This is a genomic window from Nocardiopsis camelliae (assembly GCF_028993595.1).
Classification (GTDB): domain Bacteria; phylum Actinomycetota; class Actinomycetes; order Streptosporangiales; family Streptosporangiaceae; genus Nocardiopsis; species Nocardiopsis dassonvillei.
In genome coordinates this window covers 5961907-5982736 of record NZ_CP118614.1, presented here as the reverse complement: position 1 = coordinate 5982736, position 20830 = coordinate 5961907, and the positions used below count along the sequence as shown (strand labels likewise).

Below are 20830 nucleotides of genomic sequence, written 5' to 3'. Positions count from 1 at the left end.
TAAAAACGTTGCCCGGGCCCGACCTGCGGCGTTAGCGTCCCTCCCATGAGAGCTTTGACTGAGCGGGACATCCGGACGTCGTTCGTGAACTGCTCGAAGGGGGAGGCACAGCGGCTCTCACTGCCGCGCGACCTGGACCGGCGCCCGTGGGAGGACCTGGACTTCCTCGGCTGGCGCGACCACACCGCGCACGAACGCGCCTACCTGGTCACCGAGCGCGGCGACCGGCTCGTGGGCGTGGCCTTCCGCCTGTCCAACGTCCGTGCCGGGCTGCGCCGGAGCATGTGCTCGGTGTGCCTGACCACCCACCCCGGGCGGGGCGTGGCCCTGCTGGCCGCGCCCAAGGCGAGGAGCGCCGGTAAGGACGGCAGCACGGTGGGCCTGTACATGTGCACCGACTTCGCCTGCTCGCTGTACATCCGCGGGAAGAAGGAGCCGGAGCAGGGAGGGCGCTTCGAGGAGTCCCTTACCGTGGACGAGCAGATCGCCCGCGCCTCGGCCAACCTGGGCGGCTTCCTGGACCGGCTGTCGGCCTGATCCGCGGGCGGGCCCCGGACACCACGGCGGCGGGCGTCACGCCCGCCGCCGTCCCGTGTGTCCGACGTGGCGCGGGCCGCCGCCGGGTGCGCTGCCGGGGGCCTGAGCGTCTCCGCTCTCCCGGCGGCCCCGACCGCCCCGTACGTTCCGGCCGCTTCCGGGCTTGGACAGGCGGGCCGTCCCGCCCGGCCGGACGCCCAGGGCGTTCCGGTGGTCCGGTCGACTCCTCCGGCTCCCCGCAGCCCGGCGGGCCTCCCCGCGGCCCGTCCGTTCCGGGTGCCCCGACCGCCCCTTCCGGCGCCGCTCAGTCCACCGGGTGCCGGGGCTCCACCACCGTCTCCGGCCCGGGATAGACGAGCCGCTCCTCCCCGTCCGGGAACCGCACCACGTACGGCGGCCCGTCGTCGGCGCCGCGTACCTCCACGATCTCCCCGACGTGCTGACCCTCGGTGCTCACGACCCCGTGCGTACGCACGTAGTCGCCGATGGACGCCCGCATGACCTCTCCCCCCGTTCGACCGGTTGGCCGTCACCCACGGGACCTACCCGAAACGCCGGTCCGGCGAAACGGCCCCGCCAGGCGCCGGGTAGGCACAAGTGCGTATCCGGTCCCCGACGAACCACAGATGTGGGCCCGGGGCCCGTCTTCCTAGCGTGGTGCACCACGAGAGCGGAAGAGAGGGGAAACCGTGCTCACGGTGCGCGAACTGACCAAACGCTACGGGGGCAAGACGGCGGTGGACGGACTCACCTTCACCGTCGAACCCGGGCGTGTGACGGGATTCCTGGGGCCCAACGGCGCGGGGAAGTCCACGACCATGCGGATGATGCTGGGCCTGGCCCGGCCCACGTCGGGGGAGGCCCTGGTCAACAGCCAGGAGTACGCGCGGCTGGACCGGCCGACGCGGCAGGTCGGCGCCCTGCTGTCGCCGGACGCCGCCCACCCCGGGCGCAGCGCCCGCGCCCACCTGGCCGCGAAGGCGGCGGGCGGCGGGATTCCGAGGAGCCGGGTGGACGAGGTGCTGGAGGAGGTCGGCCTGACCGGCGTCGCCCGCCAGCGGGTGCACGGGTACTCCCTGGGCATGCGCCAGCGGTTGGGCGTCGCGGACGCGCTGCTGGGGGACCCGGGGGTGCTCCTGTTCGACGAGCCGGTGAACGGGCTCGACCTGGACGGCGTGCGGTGGATGCGCGACCTGACGCGGCGGCTCGCCGACGAGGGGCGCACCGTGTTCGTCTCCAGCCACCTGATGAGCGAGATGGAGATGGTCGCCGACCACCTGGTCGTGGTGGGCCGGGGGCGGCTGATCGCGGACGCGCCGATCTCCGACGTGATCGCGGCCTGGTCGCGCACGCACGTGCTGGTGCGCAGCCCGGACGCCGCGAGGCTGCGGGAGGGGCTGGAGCGGCTGGGGCCGTCGGTGCGGATCGAGGCGGTCGAGGACGCCCGGGACGACAGGGGTGTTCGGGGATTCAGGGAGGCCCGTGATGTCCGTGACAGCGGGGGTGTCCGTGTCGGCGGGGAACCCGGACACGGAGGAGATGTCCGGGACAGCGGTGACTCCGGTGCCGAGCGATCAGCACGGGGTGCCGGTCGCGGACGGGCCCGAGACGGCAGCCGGGACCGGGGCGACGGCCGGGACCGGGGCGACGGCCGGGACCGGAGCAGCGACCGGAGCACCGGCCTGAGGGTGTTCGGGCTCGGCGTGGCGGAGGTCGGCGACCACGCGCACGCCATGGGCGCGCGGGTCCACGGGCTCCGGCTGGAGGAGGCCTCGCTGGAGGAGGCCTACCTGGAACTGACCGGGGACGCCATCGAGTACGGCGCCCGTTCCGGGCCCGCCGCCTCCGGCCGGAACGCTTCGGGGAACGCGCCGGGGGACACGGGACCCGCCGCCGGGTACCCGGCGTCTTCCGGGAGCACCACTGGACCGGCCGGGCCACTGCGCCGCCTGGGACGCGGGAGGTCCCGGTGAACCGGTGGTGGGAGGAAGGGGAGCGGGCCCGGTGCGGAAACCGAAGCGGGCGGGACGACAGGGGTGAGGAGAGCATGACGGGTGAGTCGAGGGTGTTCGGTGCCACGGGTGCGACGGGTGCCACGGGTGTGAAGGAGGGCTCCGGAACCCCCGTAAGCACCGAGGGAACGCGGCGTGCGGCGGGGAAGGCGGCCGGGGCGGGGGCCGACCGCTCCGGGGGCCGCCCCCGGACGGACCTGTTCCGGGAGGTCGCCGCCGAGTGGATCCGGCAGTCGTCCCTGCGCTCCACGTGGTGGGCGTTCGGCGCCGCGCTGGCGGGCATGGCCGTGTTCGCCGCGATCATGGGCTACACCGAGTGGACCCGGATCATGGAGAACCCGGACGAGGCGGACGGCGCCGCGTTCATGCGGCTCACCTCGCAGGGGCACTTCTACCTGGTGCAGATCGCCGTGCTGGTGATGGCCGCGCTGACCGCGACCGGGGAGTTCGGCAACCGCAGCGTCACCAGCACCCTGCTGTGGCGGCCCGCCCGGGGGACCGTGCTGGTCGCGCGCACGCTGGTGTCCGCCGCACTCGCCTTCGCGGCGGGCGTGCTCGCCACGGTGACGGCGGTCGCGGTGCTGAGCGTGTTCGTCGGCCGGTACGCCTCCGCCGACGTCGCCGGGACCCTGGCGACGTCGCTGAACGCGGGCGTGTGCATGGCGCTGTTCGCGGTGCTGTTCGTCGGGATCGGCACGGCGACGCGGAGCATGCCTGGCACGTTCATCATGGGGTTCCTGCTGCTCATGGGGCTGCCGATGGTCATGCAGCTCTCCCAGGTGCAGATGATCAGCGACTTCGCGGCGCTGATGCCGGGAACGGCCGGGATCGAGTTCTACGCGGGCGGTGACGTGGGCTTCTACACGGCCCCGCACGACGGGCCGGTGAACATCGCCGCGGTCGTGGGCTGGGCCCTGGCCGCGCAGATCGTGGCCCACACCGAGCTGCGCGTGCGCGACGTGTAAAGGACCGGAGGAGCCTGACGGGGCCCTACCGGTGGCCGGAGGCCCGGGACGCGCAAGGCGCGTCCCGGGCCTCCGCGGTGCCGGGTGCGGGCGCCTGACCCGAGCCCTCCCGGTGCCCGCCCGGGGACTAGTCCTCGCCGACGAACTCCATCGCGGGCAGGTCCGGCGACGGGCCGTCCAGGATCGGGTCCCGCCCACCGCGCAGGTGGGAGTCGAAGAAGGCCGTGACGTAGGCGCGCTGCGCCCGGACGGACTCCTCGGGGTCGACGGTGCCGATCGCCCCCTCCACCAGGTCGGGCCAGGCGCGGCTGCCCGGCTGGAGGGCCTCGTCGACGCCGGGCAGGACCCACTGGTGGTCGGTGTAGCTGAAGTGCTCACCCTCGGCCATGTACAGCTCCAGGACGTCCACCGAGGAGGCGTCCACGAAGGTCCGGAACCCGGCGCTGTACCCGCTGTGGTGCGGTTCGAGCCCGGCCCCGGCCCTCCCCGCGGTCAGGAGCGCGAAGGGGCGGTCGGCACCCCGCAGGTTGGCCTCCGACCACACCTCGTCGCCGACGTGGTAGCCGATGGTGCCGTCCAGGTCCAGCCCCGCGTCGACGCGGTCGTCCTCCAGCATCACCTCGGCGGCGGTGAGCCCTCCGGCGGAGTGGCCGAACATGCCCACCGAGTCCAGGTCCAGCGCCCCGCCCAGGCCCTCGGGGGGCTCCTGGCCGCCCGCGTCGGGGCTGCCGCCCTCCGCGAGCGCGGTCAGCCCGTCCAGGACCAGGCGGGTGTCCGCGCGCCGGACCGCGACGGCCTCCTTGAGGGCCTCGGTGCTGGAGGAGGGGGCGCTCGTGCGCAGTACCCGGCCGTCGGGCATGTCCACGGCGAGCGTCTCGTAGGGGTGGTCCATGGCGGCCACCACGTACCCGTGGGAGGCGAGTTCCTCCAGGTGCAGGGCGTTGAGGAACCGGGACTGCTCCATCCCCGGGGAGTAGAGGACCACGGGGAACGGGCCGGTGTCGGCGGCCGGGACGCCCTGGAGGGCGTTGACCCGGAAGGCGTCGAAGTCGACGCTGTCGCGGTGGAGCCCTCCCTGCTCCAGTTCGCTCCTGAGCACCCCGGAGACGGAGGGCGTGACGTAGGGCGCGGGCTCGCCGGTGCCCGTGCCGTCCCCGGCAGAGGTGCCGCCCTCCCCGCCTGCACCGGTGCCTTCTCCGGCCGGGTACCAGACGCTGACCATGACGTCCCGTTCGGTGGCCTCCTCCACCCAGGGGTGGCCGCGGTCGGGGTCGACCAGGTGCAGCTCGGTCCGGCCGACGGCGTGCGGGCCGGTGGGTTCGGGCGGGGTGAGGACCACGCTCCCGGAGCCGGTGGCCGCGTTGAGGGCGGTGGGGATCGAGAACGCCGCGGCGAGGACGAGGGCGGCCGACCCGTAGGCGGTCGCGCGCCTGGCGCGGACGGAGTTGGTGGTGTTCATGCCAGCCATGCTCGGGGCCTGGGCGCCCGGCGCACATCGCCTGGACGGCAGCGGCCGGGTAGGCACAAAGGGGTAGGGCGGGCGGTGGGAGCGGCGCGTGGGGGCGTGGGGAACGGGGTGAGGGCATGCCGACGGAGAGAGCCCTGGGGACCCCCCGATTCCATCGAACCGCAGTGGCCACCCTCAACGCCAGCCCCGGTTCCCGCCTGTGGACAACCCGCGAACCCGCGCGCCCATGGATGCGCGCCCCGGGTCGGCCTGCGCCCGCGGAGGGCTTCCACCGGTGGGCCCCTCGCCCAGTGCGCCGGGACCGCGCCGGGACCGCGCCGGGACCGCGCCGGGACCGCGCCGGGACCGGACCGGGACTGGACTGCGGCCTCAGGCCGGTCCGGCTCAGACCAGTCCGGCCTCGTAGGCCACCACGGCGGCCTGCACCCGGTTGCGCACGTCGAGCCGGGTGAGGATCGACCCCACGTGCACCTTGACCGTGCCCGGGGCGATGGCCAGGCGGCGGGCGATCTCGTCGTTGGAGCACCCCTGACCGACCAGCGCCAGCACCCCGCGTTCGCGTTCGGTGAGCCGCCCGACCCGTTCCCGCGCCGCCGACGCGCGGGACAGCCGCCCCCCGGAGGAGTCCAGTTCGTCGATCACCCGGCGCGCCACCTCAGGCGACAGGTACGCCCCGCCCTCCGCGATCGCGCGCAGTCCCTCCACCAACTGCCGGGGGTTCCCGCTCTTGAGCACGAACCCGCTGGCGCCCCCGGACAGGGCCCGTGCGATGTAGGCGTCCTCGGAGAACGTGGTGAGGATGACGACCGCCGTCCCCGGGTGCTCCCGGGCGATGACCTCCGTCGCGGCCAGGCCGTCCGTGCCGGGCATCTGCACGTCCAGCAGCGCGATGTCGGGACGGTGCTCGGCGACCAGGTCCACGGCGGCGTCGCCGTCCCCGGCCTCGCCCACCACCTCGATCCCCGGCGCCGCTGACAGGATCGCGCGCAGTCCGGCGCGCATCATGGCCTCGTCGTCCGCGAGGACGACGCGAAGCGCCCCGGCGCCGTCTGTCGCGTTCACGCCGACACCCTACTGCGCCGCCCGGTCAGTGCGCCGCCCGATCAGTCGGTCCGCTGGATCTCGTCCTTGGCGACCAGGACACCGCCCTCGAAGCACAGCCGGTACACCGGCGGCAGCCCGTTCTCGTACCGGGACAGGTAGAAGAGGCACCGGGCACCGGGCGGCGCGGGCGGCTCGGAGGCCCGGGCCGACACCGAATCCTCGGGATAGGAGAACCGGGGGAGCACCCCCTCCACCCGCTCCCGGTCGTCCCCCACGGACAACCGCTCGTACCGCTCCGCTGGCAGGACGGTGTTGGTGCCCACCCAGGACAGCAGGCCGAGACCGACCGCCACCAGCCCCAGGCCCAGCGCGGCCGGAACGGCCACGGCGGCCACCAGCCGGCGCCGCGCGCGGGCCTCGCCGTGGGCGCGACGCGTCTCCGATTCCCCGGGCTCCTCCGCCCCGCCCTCGGCACCGGGGTCGGGCACGGTCGCCCGTACGGCGAACCCCGCGCCCTCCTCCCGGCCCGCGGCGAAGCTCCCGCCGAGCCCCTCCACCAGGGAGCGCAGCCCGGCCAGGCCGGACCCGTCCCCGCTCCGCGCGGGCAGCACCGTCCGCACGGCCTCCGGCGGTCCTGTGTCGCTGACCGACACCCGGGTCCGGTCGTCCTCGCGGACCACCCGCACGGTCACCTCCGCCCCCGGCGCGTACTTGGCCGCGTTGGTCAGCGCCTCCTGGACCACCCGGTGCACGGCGCCGCCGCCCGGTGCGGACGGGTCCGGATCGGGGCCCTCCCGCAGCAGCCGGACCCGCATACCGGCGTCCGCGGCGCGCTGCACCAGGACCGCCGCCGACTCGCCCGCGTTCGGTGCGCCCGTGTCCGACCCGACCGCGCCCGGTCCGGCAGCGGCTTCGCCGCGGCCGTCGCCACCGTCGCCACCGCCGTCGTCCTCGCGCAGCACCCCGATGACCTCCCGCAGCCGCAGGTTGGCCTCGTGCGCCGCCGTGCGCAGCTCACCGGCTGCCCGTCCCTGCTCGGAGCCCTCCGGCGCGGTCATCTCCAGGGCCGCCGCGCGCACCGCGATCAGCGCGAGGTCGTGGCCGAGGGAGTCGTGCATCCGGGTCGCGATCCGGGCGCGCTCCCGCAGGCGGGCCCGGTCGGCCTCGGCCGCGCGGGTCCGCTCCATGCGCTCGGCGATCTCCCAGCCGCCCCGCCACACCCGGCGGCGCAGGCGCTGGTAGCGGCCGAACAGCCACGGGGCGAGCGTGCTCAGCGCGATGACGAGGACGGCGCCCAGCCAGTCCACGGAGTCGGACAGGAACGCGCGGACGCCCGCGCCGGACACCAGCCCCGCCGACAGGTGCAGGACGAGGGTGAACGAGCACGCCGCGACCACCATCGCCACCACCGGGCGCACCCGTTCCGAGCGCAGGCCGGTGAGCAGCGCCAGCACAGCCACGGCCAGCCAGGGCGCGATCACGGTGGTCTCCACCACCAGGAACCCCGAGGCGGACGTCTGCAGGACCGCCCCGCTGAGCATGACGCCCAGGGAGGCGAACGGCAGGGGACGGGACAGGGCCGCCGCGACGGCCAGGGCGGCCAGCAGGAGGCACGTTTCGAGGACCGGCGCCCGGTCGCGGACCCCGGAGAGCTCGATCACGATCAGCGCGCCCAGAAGGGCCCACAGCACGGCCTCGAAGGCCGGACGTGCCCACCCGCGCGGTTCTCTCCGGATCTCCCGCATGGCCACAGGCTAGTCAGCCCTTCCGTCAGCACCCCTGCCAGCACGCCCGTCGAGCGGTGTCTCCGGAGCCGCGCCGAACCTTCCCGCCGCGCGGAGGGACGGGTCCGCTCACTCCCCCCGGAACGCGGGGGCCATCGCCGCCTCGAAACGGTCCACCCACTCCCCGGCGTCGCCCTCCACCCACGGGCAGTCGCTGACGAAGTCGTCCCACTCGCCGGAGTCGAGGCCGCCCTCCTCCCGCAGGAAGCGCTCGTCCACGGTCTCGGCCCGCTCTCCCAGCTCGGGGCGCAGCACACTCACCAGCAGTTCGCGCGAGGGCCGCGCGCTCTCGGCCAGCAGGACCGCGTCGTAGAGGTCCTTGCCCTGCGGGTAGGTGTCCGTGTACAGCCACAGCACCTTCCAGGCCAGGGACAGCTCCGCCCCGGCCGCCAGCACGTCCGCCCCCGCCACCGACACCGCCACCGGCGGCTCGGGCAGCGACTCGTTGAACACCACGTCGATCTGCACGGTGCCCGGGGGCAGGCCCCCGGCCCGCCACGGGATGACCACGCGGCGGCCCGGCGCCCGCTCGTAGGTCCAGATGCTCTCCAGCCGCACGCCCTCGGCGTCGAAGGAGATCCCCTGCGCGGACGCCCCGGTGACGGCCCCGACCACGTCCGCGAACATGCGGTCGGCCGGATCGCCGAACGGGGCGGTCTCGGCCGGGACCACCACGAAGTCCAGGTCCCGGGGGCGCCGGGCGGCGTCGCCCGCCCACACCGGCATGAGCATGCTGCCGCGCAGCATGAGGCTGTCCCGCCACGGTGTGCCCGCGATCGCGCGCAGGGCCAGCTCCATCGCCCGCCGGTTGGCCTCCCACCAGCGGGAGCCCAGGCCGGGGTCGGTGAACACCGGCTCACCCGCCCGGTAGGCGTCGTCCAGGTGCTTGAGCGCGGGGTCGAACACCTTCCCCTGGCTCGCCTCGGGGCCGTCGGTGTTGGGCACGTAGGTGCCGGGTGGGCGCTGCCGGTAGCTGTCGGGCGCGTACTCGCCCGGCGGCACGTCGTCGGCGTCCTCGACCGGGGCGGCGTCCAGCCACCCCGCGTCCACGGACAGGGCGGTGTCGTGGACGACGAACTCCCGCTCCACCGACAGGGCCCTGGGCTGCCAACCCTCCTTGTCCTCGAAGGTCACCCCGGCCCTCTCCAGGGCCTTCAACAGCGCGTGTTCGAACCGGGCGGCCTCCCTGTGGCCCACACGCGAGCACCGCTGGGTGACGAACCTCTCCTGGAAGCCGTCGTCGCGGACCCTGCGCGCGTTGCGCGACAGCCGGGCGCGGTGGGGTTCCACGATCGCGGACAGCGCCGCCGGGTCGGCCGACGCCGGGAGCAGGAGTTTGACGTGCGTCTCGAAATAGCACGACTCCGGCGTCAGCTCGGCCTCCTCCCGGTCCCAGGGGACCCCGGCGGCCCGGCGGGACACCTCCAGCTTGGTGCGGGTGACCGAGAACCCGGCCCCTGACAGCAGGGCCGCCCACCGCTCCGCCACGGCCAGCTCCCGCGCCAGGGTGCTCCCGTCGGAGTGGTAGGTGACCATCGGCTGTGACGGGGACTCGCCCCGGTCCAGCTCGATGTGGGTGAACTTGAGCCCGTGCTCGCGCGCCCACTCCGACGCCTCCGCGACGCGCCCGGGGGCGGTCGCGTCCAGGGTCAGGTGGGTCTCGAAGTCACCGGAGAACTCCATCGGGGGCCTTCTTCTGTCTCGGGGGCCTTGCGCCCCGGGGGTACCTCGCCCGTGGGACGTGCGGGACAGCGGTCCGGTTCGGTACCGCTGCGCCTCTCGGGTCCCAGGAGGAGCACGCATGTTTTCGCGGCGTAAGCGAAGGTGAGGAGGGTTCTTAGTTTTTGACAACTTTTGCACCAATCCGGACACGCCCCCCGCTACGGATCACCAGAGGCACCCGCCATCGGTAGACGCACCGACCGAACGGAAGGAACCCGTCATGTTCTCCCTCGCCCGCCGGACCGCAGCCCTGGCCGTCGCCTCCCTCGCCGGAGCCGCCCTCTTCCTGGGCTCGGCCGCCCCCGCCGCCGCTGCCGACGGCTCCGGGGGCCTCCTCGGTTCGCTGCTCGGAGACACCAGCCTGATCACCCTGTTCATCGGCAACTACCAGATCAACAACTAACCCGCGGCCGGGCCGCGGGACGGACGGTGCCCGCGGTCCCCGTGGCCGCTCGGGGCGCGTACGTGTGGTCTCCCACCAGCGAAAACGCACCAGCGCGGCTACGCACTCGCGGCGCCCCTCCGGGACGCGGCCGCCCACCCGTGCGGACACGCATCCGCGCACACGGGCACCGACCGCACCCGCGCCCACAGCGCGCCGACCGCACCGTGCCCGCGGCACGGGCGGCACCGCGGTCGGCGCCCCTGGACACACCCCCAGAGTGTGAGCCCACTCGGTGTGATTCAGATCATCCCGTCCAAACCTCGCATGAGCCACGAATGACACCCAGAACGTGTGACCGGCACACAGGACGTCAACGGGCCGGAATCCCGGGCGGCACAGCGCCCGAAACCGGTGCCACTCCGTAGTCGTCCCGCTGCTTCGCGCGCCGGACCCCACACCCGGCCGCGTCACGCAACACCCCGCACACGGTCGCGTCCGGACCCGCTTCCGCCGGTTCACAGCCGCAACCGGGCCGAGAGCGGACCGGACGCCCGCACCCGTGAGTGCCACGCACAGAAGCCGCCCTCGCGGCGCGAACGGAAGGTAGTCGATGCCGCATCATCAGCCGTCCGCCAGACTCCCCCTGACCGCCGCCCAGAAGGGGCTGTGGTACGCGCAGCAGCTCGACCCGGACAACCCGCTGTACAACATCGCCGAGTACGTCGAACTGCGCGGGGAGCTGGACACCGACCGCTTCGCGGACGCCGTGCGCGGCGCTGTCCTGGAGGCCGAGGCCCTGCACCTGGCCTTCGGCGAGGACGAGGACGGCCCCTGGCAGCGGGTCGAGTACCCCGAGGACTGGCGCCTGCGAGTGGTGGACCTGCGCGGCGAGGACGACCCCGACGCCGTCGCGCTCGCGTGGATGCGCGAGGACCTGGACAGGCCCCACATGGCGCGGGGCGAGCTCTTCGCCGAGGTGCTGTTCCGGCTCGCCGACGACCGCAACTACTGCTACCAGCGCGTCCACCACCTGCTGCTGGACGGCTACGGCGCGATGCTGGTCCTCGGCCGCATCACCGAGCACTACGACGCCATGACCGAGGGCCGCGACCCGGGCCCCTCCCCGTTCGGCTCGCTCCACGACCTGCTCGACGCCGAGGCGGAGTACGGGGACTCCGAGACCGCCCGCGCCGACCGGGAGTTCTGGGCCGGGCGGCTGGCCGAGGACGTCGAGCCCGCGGGACTGGCCGCCGCGCCCGAGCGCATGCCCCGCGCCCTGCACCGCTCCACCGTCCACATCCGCCGCGCCGACGCCGCCGGGGCGGTGGCCGCCGCCCGGTCCGCGCGCACCGGCCTGCACTCCGCCGTGCTCGCCGCCACGGCCGCCTACGTGCACCGCGCCACCGGCGCCGACGAGGTCGTGCTGGGCCTGCCGGTGACCGCGCGCCGCAACGCGCTGGCCCGTTCGGTCCCCTCGATGCTGTCCAACATCGTGCCCCTACGCGTGCGGGTGCGCCCGGAGCAGTCCCTGGAGTCCCTGACCCGCGACGTGGCCCGGGAGGCCCGCCAGGTGCTGCGCCACCAGCGCACCCGCTACGAGGAGATGCGCCGCATCGCCCCCGGCGAGGGGCGGCTGACCGGCCCCTCGGTCAACATCATGCCGGTCGGGCGCGAACTCACCTTCGCCGGACTGCCCGCGACGGCGCACAACCTGGCCATCGGCCCGGTCGAGGACCTGTCCATCGTCGTCCACGGCATCACGGCCGAACGCGACATCCGCGTGGACTTCGACGGTAGCGCCGACCTCTACACCCCGGCCCGGCTGGAGGAGCACCAGCGGCGCTTCCTGCGGATGCTCAACGCCCTCGGCGAGGACCCCGCCACGGCCGTGGGCCGTGTCGACCTGCTGGAGGACGGCGAGCGTGCCGCCCTGCTCGCCGCCGGGACCGGGGCGGTCCGCGACCTGCCCCCGCACACGGTCCTCACCGAGTTCGGCGACCGCGTGCGCAAGGCGCCCGACGACACCGCGGTGACCGCCCAGGACGGCCGCCTGACCTTCGCCGACCTCGACGCGCGCAGCGACCGCCTCGCCCGCCACCTGGCCGACCGGGGCGCCGGACGCGGCACCCTGGTGGCCGTGCGGCTGCCGCGCACGACCGACCTGCCGGTCGCGCTGCTCGCCGTGCTCAAGTCGGGCGCGGCCTACCTGCCCCTGGACCCCTCCTACCCGGCCGCACGCCTGGCGGCCATGGCCGCCGACGCCGACCCCGCCCTGACCGTCGCCGTCGGCTCCACCGCCCCCGAGACCGCCTCGGGCAAGGGCACCGTGCTGCTGGACGACCCCGCCACCCGCGCCGAGATCGACGGGCAGCCCGCCGGTCCGCCCGCCGCGGACGGCGCCGCGCCGCCCAGCCCCGACGACCTCGCCTACGTCATCTACACCTCCGGCTCCACCGGCCGCCCCAAGGGCGTGGCCGTCGAGCACCGGTCCCTGCTCAACCTGCTCCTGCACCACCGCGAGCACCTGTTCGGGCCCACCCGCCGCCGCCTGGGCCGCCCGGCCCGCGCCGCCCACACCGCGGGCCTGTCCTTCGATGCCTCCTGGGACCCCGTCCTGTGGATGCTCGACGGCCACCAGGTGCACCTGGTGGCTGACGAGGTCCGCCGCGACCCCGAGGCGCTGGTCGCGCACCTGCGCCGGGAGCGGATCGACGCCGTGGAGACCACGCCCTCCTTCGCCCGGGCGCTGCTGGCCGAAGGGCTGCTCGACGGAGGCCCCTCGGTCCTGGCCCTGGGCGGCGAGGCCGTCGACACCGGGCTGTGGCGGACACTGGCCGACGCCCCCGTCCTGGCCCTCAACCTCTACGGGCCCACCGAGACCACGGTCGACAGCATGACCGCGACCGTCACCGGCGCCACCGGCCCTGACCTGGGCGCGCTGGTGGCCAACGGCCGCGGCTACGTCCTCGACGGCGGGCTCGCGCCCGCCCCGGACGGCGCCGTGGGCGAGCTCTACCTCGCGGGCGCCAACCTGGCGCGCGGCTACCTCAACCGCCCCGAACTCACCGCCGAGCGGTTCGTCGCCGACCCGTTCGCGGCCGACGGCGGCCGCATGTACCGCACCGGCGACCTCGTGCGGCGCGCGCCCGACGGCGCACTGGAGTTCGTCGGCCGCGGCGACGACCAGGTCAAGATCCGCGGATTCCGGATCGAACCCGGCGAGGTGGCCGCGGTCCTGGAGAGCCACCACGCGGTCGCGCGGGCGGCCGTCGTGGCCGTGTCCGAGGGCGACCGGGCGCGGCTGGTGGGCTACGTCGTGGGCGAACCCGGTCTGGACACCGGCCCGGTGCGCGAGTACGCCGCCGAGCGGCTGCCCGCCCACCAGGTCCCGTCCGCGCTCGTGCGCGTGGACACCCTCCCGCTGACCCCCAGCGGCAAGCTGGACCGCGCGGCGCTGCCCGCCCCCGAGCAGGCGGCCACGGCCTCCCGCCCGCCCGCCACCGAGCGCGAACGCGTCCTGTGCGCGCTGTTCGCCGAGGTCCTGGGCGTGGACGAGGTCGGCGCCGACGACGACTTCTTCGCCCTGGGCGGCCACTCGCTGACCGCCTCCCGGCTGGCCGCGCGCGTGCGCACCGAGCTGGAGGCCGGCGCGCTGTCCATCCGCGACCTGTTCGAGCACCCGACCCCCGCCGGTCTGGCCGCCGTCCTGCGCGAGGGCGACGGGGCGGCCCCCGCCCTGCGGCCGCGCCCCCGCCCCGAGCGGCTGCCGCTGTCGCCCGCCCAGCGGCGGCTGTGGTTCGTCAACCGGATGGACCCGGCCGCGGGCTCCTACAACATCCCCGTCGCCCTGCGCGTGGGCGGCGACCTCGACCCGGACGCGCTCCTGTCCGCGGTGCGCGACGTCGTGGCCCGCCACGAGACCCTGCGCACGCTCTTCCCCGACGACGGGGACGGACCCCTCCAGCAGGTGCTGGCCCCGGACGAGGCGCGCACCGACCTCACCACGGTCCGCTGCACAGAGGAGTCCCTGCCGCGGTTGCTGGCCAACGAGTCTGCCCGCGGCTTCGACCTCACCCTGGACACACCGCTGCGGGTCCGCCTGTTCACGCTCGACTCCGGCGACGCGGTGCTCCTGATGGTCGTGCACCACATCGCGGGCGACGGCTGGTCGCTCGCGCCGCTGGGCCGCGACCTGGCCGAGGCCTACGCCGCCCGGCGAGCGGGGGAAACGCCCCGGTTCACGCCCCTGCCGGTGCACTACGCCGACTACACGCTCTGGCAGCACGAACTGCTCGGCGACGAGGCCGACCCCGGCTCCACCGGCGCCCGGCAGCTCGCCTACTGGCGCGACGCCCTGGCGGACGCCCCCGAGGAGGCCCGCCTGCCCTTCGACCGGCCGCGGCCCGCCGAGCCCGAGCGCGGCGCCGGTTCCGTCCCGCTGGAGATCGGACCGGAGCTGCACCGCGCCCTGGCCGACCTCGCCCGCGCCCGCGGCGCCAGCCCCTTCATGGTCCTGCACGCCGGACTCGCCGCGCTGCTCACCCGGCTCGGCGCGGGGGAGGACGTGGTCGTGGGCACCCCCGTGGCCGGACGCGGCGACGGGGCGCTGGACGAACTCGTCGGGTTCTTCGTCAACACCCTGGCCCTGCGCGCCGACACCTCCGGCGCCCCGACCTTCACCGACCTGGTGGACCGCGTGCGCGCCGCCGACCTGGCCGCCTTCGCCCACCAGGACGTGCCCTTCGAGCGCGTGGTCGAGGAGGTCAACCCCGCGCGCGCCACGGGCCGCCACCCGCTGTTCCAGACCATGCTCACCCTCCAGAACACCCCCGAGGCCGTCCTCGACCTGCCCGGCTGCACCGTGCGGACCGAGCCGGGCGCCGCACCGGGCGGCGCCAAGTTCGACCTCTCGCTCAGCCTGGGCGAGACGGCCGACGCCGGGATCGGCGGCACCCTGGAGTACAGCGCCGACCTGTTCGACCCCGCCACGGCGGAACTGGTCGCGGACCGCTACGTGCGGCTCCTGGCCGCCCTGGTCGCCGACCCCGGCGCCCCCGTCAGCGCCCCCGAGCTGCGCACCGCCGACGAGCGGGCCGTGGAGCGGGCCGAGGACGAGCGCGCCCGCGGGACCGTCCCCGGCCACACCCTCGTCGACCTGTTCCAGGAGCGGGTCCGCACCGCACCGGAGGCGACCGCGGTCGTCTCCGGGGACGAACGTGTCCGCTTCGCCGAACTCGACGCCCGGGCCCGGCGCATCGCCGGGGTCCTCGCCGGACGGGGGACCGGCCCCGGCGACGTCGTCGCCGTCGCGCTGCCCCGGTCCGCGCACACGGTCGCCGCCCTGCTCGGCGTCCTCTCCAGCGGCGCGGTCTACCTGCCCGTGGACACCTCCTACCCGCCCGAGCGCGTGGCCGCCCTGCTGGCCGACGCCCGCCCCTCCTGCGTGGTCACCACCCGGCAGGAGCCGGTCGCGCTGCCCGGGGACCTGCCCCGGGTGGCCGTGGACGACCCGTCCCTGTGCGCGCCCAGCGGGGTCCGCCCGCGCCCCCCGCGCCCCGACGACACCGCCTACCTCATCTACACCTCCGGCTCCACCGGCCTGCCCAAGGGCGTCGCCGTGGGACACCGGGCGCTGGCCAACCTGTTCCACTCCCACGCCGAGCGCGTGTTCGCACCGGCCGAGCGCGCCGACGGGCGCCCGCTCCGGGTGGCCCACACGGCCGGGGTGGCCTTCGACGCCTCCTGGGACCCGATCCTGTGGATGGTCGCCGGACACGAACTGCACGTGGTCGGCGAGGACGTGCGCCGCGACTCCGCGCTCCTGGCCCGGCGCCTGCGCGCCGACGGGATCGAGGCGGTCGAGGTCACGCCCAGCCACGCCCGCCAGCTCATGGACGCGGGCCTGCTCGCCGACGGCGGCGGCCCCCGGATCGTCGCCCTGGGCGGCGAGGCGGTGCCCCCGGCGCTGTGGCGGGAGCTGCGCGCCACCGAGGGCGTGACCGCCCTCAACCTCTACGGCCCCACCGAGTGCACCGTCGACAGCGTCATGGCCAGCTCCGCCACCGAGGCCGACCCCGTCATCGGCCGCCCGGTGGCCAACACCGGCGCGCGCGTGCTCGACGCGCGCCTGCGGCCCGTGCCGCCCGGCGTCGTCGGCGAGCTGTACCTGTACGGTGCCGGACTGGCGCAGGGGTACCGGGGCAGGGCCGCGCTCACGGCCGAGCGCTTCACGGCCGACCCCGAGGGCGCCGCCGGAGCGCGCATGTACCGCACCGGCGACCTGGTCACCCGCCGCGCCGACGGGGCGCTGCGCTACGTCGGCCGCGCCGACGACCAGGTCAAGATCCGCGGCTTCCGGATCGAACCGGGCGAGACCGAGGGCGTCCTGGCCGCCCACCCCGACGTCGCACAGGCCGCCGTGGTCGCCGCCGGGGCCGGGACCGAGCACGCCCGCCTGCTCGCCTACGCCGTGCCCCGCGAGGGCCGCCGCCTCGACCCCGGTGAGCTGCGCGCCCACCTGTCGGCGCGCCTGCCCGAGCACATGGTGCCCGCCACCGTGACGGAGCTGCCCGCGCTGCCGCTCACCCCGCACGGCAAGCTCGACCGGCGCGCGCTGCCCGACCCCGGCCCCGCCACGGTCCGGGGCCGCCGCCCGCGCACCGGCGACGAGAGCACCCTGTGCTCGCTGTTCGCCGAGACCCTCGGGGTGCCCGAGGTGGACATCGACGACGACTTCTTCGCCCTGGGCGGCCACTCCCTGCTCGCCACCCGCCTGGTGGCGCGCATCCGCTCCGTCCTGGGCGTGGAACTCCAGATCCGGGCCCTGTTCCAGGCGCCCACCGTGGCCAGGCTGGCCACCTTCCTGGACTCGGGCCGCCGCGCGCAGGCGCCGCTGCGCCCCGCCGTGCGCCCGGTCCGCGTCCCGCTCTCGCACGCCCAGCGCAGGCTGTGGTTCCTCAACCGCATGGACCCCGACGCCGCCGACTACAACATCACCATGGCGCTGCGGCTCACCGGCGACGTCGACACCGCCGCGCTGCGCGGCGCGCTCGCCGACCTCACCCGGCGCCACGAGAGCCTGCGCACCGTCTTCCCCGACGACGACGGCGTCCCCCACCAGCTGGTCTTGGACCCCGAGGGGGCCCCGACGCGGCTGGACGTGGTCCCCGTGGACGGGGAGGAGGACCTGCGCGAGCGCCTCGACACCCTGGCCTCCCAGGGATTCGACCTGCGGCGGGACCGCCCGCTGCGCGCGCACCTGCTGTCCCGGGGCGCCAACGACCACCTGCTCCTGGTGGTCGTGCACCACATCGCGGGCGACGCGTGGTCGACCGTCCCCCTGGCACGCGACCTGTCCACCGCCTACGCGGCCCGCACCGAGGGCGTCCCGCCGCGCTGGAACCCGCTGCCCGTCCAGTACGCCGACTTCACCCTGTGGCAGGAGGCGCTGCTGGGCTCGGAGGAGGACCCCGACAGCCTGGTCAGCCGCCAGCTCGACTACTGGACCGACCGCCTGGCCGACGCCCCGGGCGAGCTGCGGCTGCCCTCGGACCGGCCCCGGCCGCTGTCCTCGCGCCAGCCCTCGGGCTCGGTGCCCGTCCGCATCGACCGGACCCTGCACCGCAGGCTGCTCGCGCTGGCCCGCTCCTCCTCGGCCAGCCTGTTCATGGTGCTGCACGCCGGACTGGCGGCGCTCTACACCCGGCTGGGCGCGGGCGAGGACGTCGTCATCGGCAGCCCGGTGGCCGGGCGCACCGACGACGCGCTGGACGACCTGGTCGGGTTCTTCGTCAACACCCTGGTGCTGCGCACCGACACCTCGGGCAACCCGACCTTCGACGAACTGCTCCGCCGGGTGCGCGACGACGGCCTGGCCGCCTACGCCCACCAGGAGGTGCCCTTCGAGAGGGTCGTGGAACGCCTGCGCCCCGAGCGCGCCCTGGGCCGCCACCCCCTCTTCCAGACCATGCTGGCCCTGCAGAACACCCAGGACGCCACCGTCGAGCTGCCCGGCCTGCGCGTCGAGCCGCAGCCGGGCGTGGGCGGCGGCGAGGCCAAGTTCGACCTGCTGTTCACGCTGGGCGAGCGCACCGACCACCTCGGCGCGCCCGACGGCATCGAGGGCACCCTGGAGTACAGCGCCGCCATGTTCGACCCCGCCACCGCGCGGAGCCTGGTCGAACGCCTGGTCCTGCTCCTGGAGAAGGCCACCCAGGACCCCTCGACCGTGCTCGGCAGGCTGGAGGTGCTCACCCCCGCCGAGCGCGAGAGCCTGCTCGGCGGCGGCAGCGGCCGCCGACGCGCCCTCCCCGCCACCACCCTGGTCGACCTCTTCGACGACCGGGCCGCCGCCTCACCCGGCGACACCGCGCTCGTCCACGGCGGCGAACGGGTGAGCTTCGGAGCGCTGCGCCAGTGGGCCGACCTGCTGGCCCTGGCCCTGCGCGGACAGGGCATCGGCGCCGGGGACACCGTCGCCGTACTGCTGCCCCGGTCCGCGCGCACCGTCACCGTCCTGCTCGGCGTCCTCAAGAGCGGCGCGGCCTACCTGCCGATCGACACCGGCTACCCCGACGCCCGCGTCGCGCACATGCTCGACGACGCGCGGCCCACCCTGGTGGTCACCGTCTCCGACCTGCTCGACCGCGTGCCCGAGGGCCACCCGGCCCTGGTGCTCGACGGGCCGCTGCCCCGGGTCCCGCTGGTCGGCGAGCGCCGCACCCGGCCGGTCCGCCCGGTCGACGGCTCCGACGTCGCCTACGTCATCTACACCTCCGGCTCCACCGGACGCCCCAAGGGCGTGGAGGTCGAACACCGCTCGCTGGTCAACCTCTACGCCCAGCACCGGGAGGACCTCTTCGCCCCCGCGGCGCGCCAGCGCGGCGGCAGGCTGAGGGTGGCGCACACGGCCGGGGTGGCCTTCGACGCCTCCTGGGACCCCGTCCTGTGGCTCGTCGACGGGCACGAACTCCACATCGTCGACGACGAACTGCGCAAGGACCCCAGGACGATGGTCGCCCACCTGCGCGGGGAGGGCATCGACTCCATCGAGACCACCCCCACTTACGTCCGCCAGCTCATGGCCGAGGGACTGTTCGACGGCGACGGCGGCCCCGGGGTGGTGGCGCTGGGCGGCGAGGCCGTCGACGCCGACCTGTGGCGCGAACTGGGATCGCGGCCCTCGGTGCGCTCCTACAACTTCTACGGTCCCACCGAGTGCACCGTGGACAGCGTCATCGCCGCCGTCGGCGAGCAGCCCGGCCCGGTGATCGGCCGCCCGGTGGCCAACAGCCGGGTCTACGTCCTCGACGGCGGGCTCCAGCCCGTCCCGGCCGGGGCCGTCGGCGAACTGTACATCTCCGGCACCGGCGTGGCCCGCGGCTACCGCAGCCAGCCCGCCCTGACCGGGGCGCGCTTCATCGCCGACCCCTTCTCCGGGGGAGGCGACCGCATGTACCGCACCGGCGACCTCGCCCGCTGGGGCGCCGGGGGAGCGCTGGAGTTCCTCGGTCGCGTCGACGACCAGGTCAAGATCCGCGGCTTCCGGATCGAACCCGGGGAGGTCGCCCAGGTCATGGGAGAGCACCCCGACGTCGCCGAGTGCGCGGTCGTCGTACGCGAGGACCCCGCGACCGGGCGCCAACTGGTCGCCTACGTCGTGGGCCGCGACGGCACGGCGCCGCCCGTGGAGAGGCTGCGCGGGCACGCCGCCGCGTCCCTGCCCGACTACATGGTCCCCACCGCCTTCGTGCCGATGACCGCGCTGCCCCTGACGCCCAACGGCAAGCTCGACCGCGCCGCGCTGCCCGAACCCGACTTCGGCGTCGACGAGGTGCGGGGCGTGCCGCGCGGACCCCACGAGGCCGAGGCGTGCGCCCTGTTCGCCGAGGCGCTGGGCCGCCCGACCGTCGGCGTCCACGACAACTTCTTCGAGCTGGGCGGGCACTCCATGCTCGCGCCCGGGCTCGTGGACCGCCTCAGCGCCGCGCTGGGCGTCGAGGTCACCGTGCCGATGCTGTTCCGGTTCCCCACGGTGTCCCTGCTGCTGGCCGCCACCGAGGACGGCTCGCCCCGCGACAGCCTCGCCCGCCTGCTGGCCCTGCGGCCCGGCGGATCGCGCCCGCCGCTGTTCTGCGTCCACCCCGCGGGCGGACTGGCTTGGGGATACGCGGGCCTGCTGCGCCGACTGGACCCCGACCAGCCGGTCTACGGGCTCCAGTCGCCCGCCGTCGAGACCGACCACCCCGCCGGGGCGGCCACCGTCAGCGAGCTGGCCGACGACTACATCGCCCACATCCGCGCCGTCCAGCCGCACGGCCCCTACCACCTGCTCGGGTGGTCCTTCGGCGGCAACATCGCCCACGCGATCTCCTCCCGGCTCCGGGAGCAGGGGGAGCGGGTCGCCGTCCTGGCGATCATGGACGCCTTCCCCGTCGGACAGGAGCGCAACGCCGACTTCACCGACGACGCGGCGATGTTCACCGCCTACCTCCACGCCCTGGGCTACGCGCCCGAGCCCGGTGAGGCCGACGGGCTGGACGCGGCGGGCGTCCTGGAGGTCCTGCGCCGCGAGCACAACCCGATGGGTGCCCTGGACGAGGACACCGTCAAGCGCCTGGCCGGGGACTTCCTGCACCACGCGGCCCTGCTGCGCGCGGCGGAGCCCGGACTCCACGACGGCGACGTGCTGTTCTTCACCGCCACCCGGGGACGCGGCCCCGACTCGCCCGAGGCGCGGTCGTGGGCGCCGTACGTCACCGGGGGGATCGACGACCGGCCCGTCGACGCCGCGCACTCCCTCATGAACCGCGACGAGGCCCTCGCCGAGATCGGCCCCGCGCTCAGGGAGCGCCTGGACCGGGCGCTCCGGCTGCCCGGCGCCGACCGGCCCACACCTTCCACCATCTGAGAGA

The 20830-nt window shown here is 75.3% G+C and carries 10 protein-coding genes; 5 read left to right on the top strand and 5 right to left on the bottom strand.

Annotated features, from left to right (window positions below):
* Window positions 1–45 precede the first annotated feature (45 nt).
* Window positions 46–537, top strand: a complete 492-nt coding sequence (locus PV789_RS26065; RefSeq protein ID WP_274974994.1) for an FBP domain-containing protein — start codon at window positions 46–48, stop codon at window positions 535–537.
* 304 nt (window positions 538–841) lie between these two features.
* Here the strand turns inward: PV789_RS26065 and PV789_RS26060 are convergent, their stop codons facing one another.
* Window positions 842–1036, bottom strand: coding sequence for a DUF1918 domain-containing protein (locus tag PV789_RS26060; protein WP_013155254.1), 195 nt, complete (start codon window positions 1034–1036; stop codon window positions 842–844).
* A 190-nt stretch (window positions 1037–1226) separates the two neighbouring features.
* Here PV789_RS26060 and PV789_RS26055 point away from each other — a divergent pair, with 190 nt between their 5' ends.
* A complete protein-coding gene (locus PV789_RS26055) occupies window positions 1227–2510 on the top strand; it encodes an ATP-binding cassette domain-containing protein (protein ID WP_274974993.1) in 1284 nt (427 codons plus the stop codon).
* Window positions 2511–2584: 74 nt separating this feature from the next.
* Window positions 2585–3514, top strand: a complete 930-nt coding sequence (locus tag PV789_RS26050; RefSeq protein ID WP_274974992.1) for an ABC transporter permease — start codon at window positions 2585–2587, stop codon at window positions 3512–3514.
* 127 nt (window positions 3515–3641) lie between these two features.
* Here the strand turns inward: PV789_RS26050 and PV789_RS26045 are convergent, their stop codons facing one another.
* The 4 genes from PV789_RS26045 to PV789_RS26030 all read right to left on the bottom strand — a co-directional run bounded on the left by PV789_RS26045 (window position 3642) and on the right by PV789_RS26030 (window position 9493).
* The gene (locus PV789_RS26045; RefSeq protein WP_274974991.1) at window positions 3642–4973 is read right to left on the bottom strand and encodes an alpha/beta hydrolase family protein; all 1332 of its coding nucleotides are present in this window, start codon (window positions 4971–4973) and stop codon (window positions 3642–3644) included.
* Between the two features lie 393 nt (window positions 4974–5366).
* Entirely contained in the window at window positions 5367–6044 is a 678-nt protein-coding gene (locus PV789_RS26040) for a response regulator (protein ID WP_302475372.1), read from the bottom strand.
* Between the two features lie 41 nt (window positions 6045–6085).
* Entirely contained in the window at window positions 6086–7771 is a 1686-nt protein-coding gene (locus PV789_RS26035; RefSeq protein ID WP_274974990.1) for a sensor histidine kinase, read from the bottom strand.
* Window positions 7772–7879: 108 nt separating this feature from the next.
* Window positions 7880–9493, bottom strand: coding sequence for a nucleotidyl transferase AbiEii/AbiGii toxin family protein (locus PV789_RS26030; protein WP_274974989.1), 1614 nt, complete (start codon window positions 9491–9493; stop codon window positions 7880–7882).
* A gap of 259 nt (window positions 9494–9752) precedes the next feature.
* Here PV789_RS26030 and PV789_RS26025 point away from each other — a divergent pair, with 259 nt between their 5' ends.
* Together PV789_RS26025 and PV789_RS26020 are read left to right on the top strand one after the other, a co-directional pair.
* Window positions 9753–9935, top strand: a complete 183-nt coding sequence (locus PV789_RS26025; protein ID WP_212642580.1) for a hypothetical protein — start codon at window positions 9753–9755, stop codon at window positions 9933–9935.
* Between the two features lie 592 nt (window positions 9936–10527).
* Window positions 10528–20826 (top strand): non-ribosomal peptide synthetase, encoded by a 10299-nt coding sequence (locus PV789_RS26020; RefSeq protein WP_274974988.1) that lies wholly within the window; start codon window positions 10528–10530, stop codon window positions 20824–20826.
* Window positions 20827–20830 lie beyond the last annotated feature (4 nt).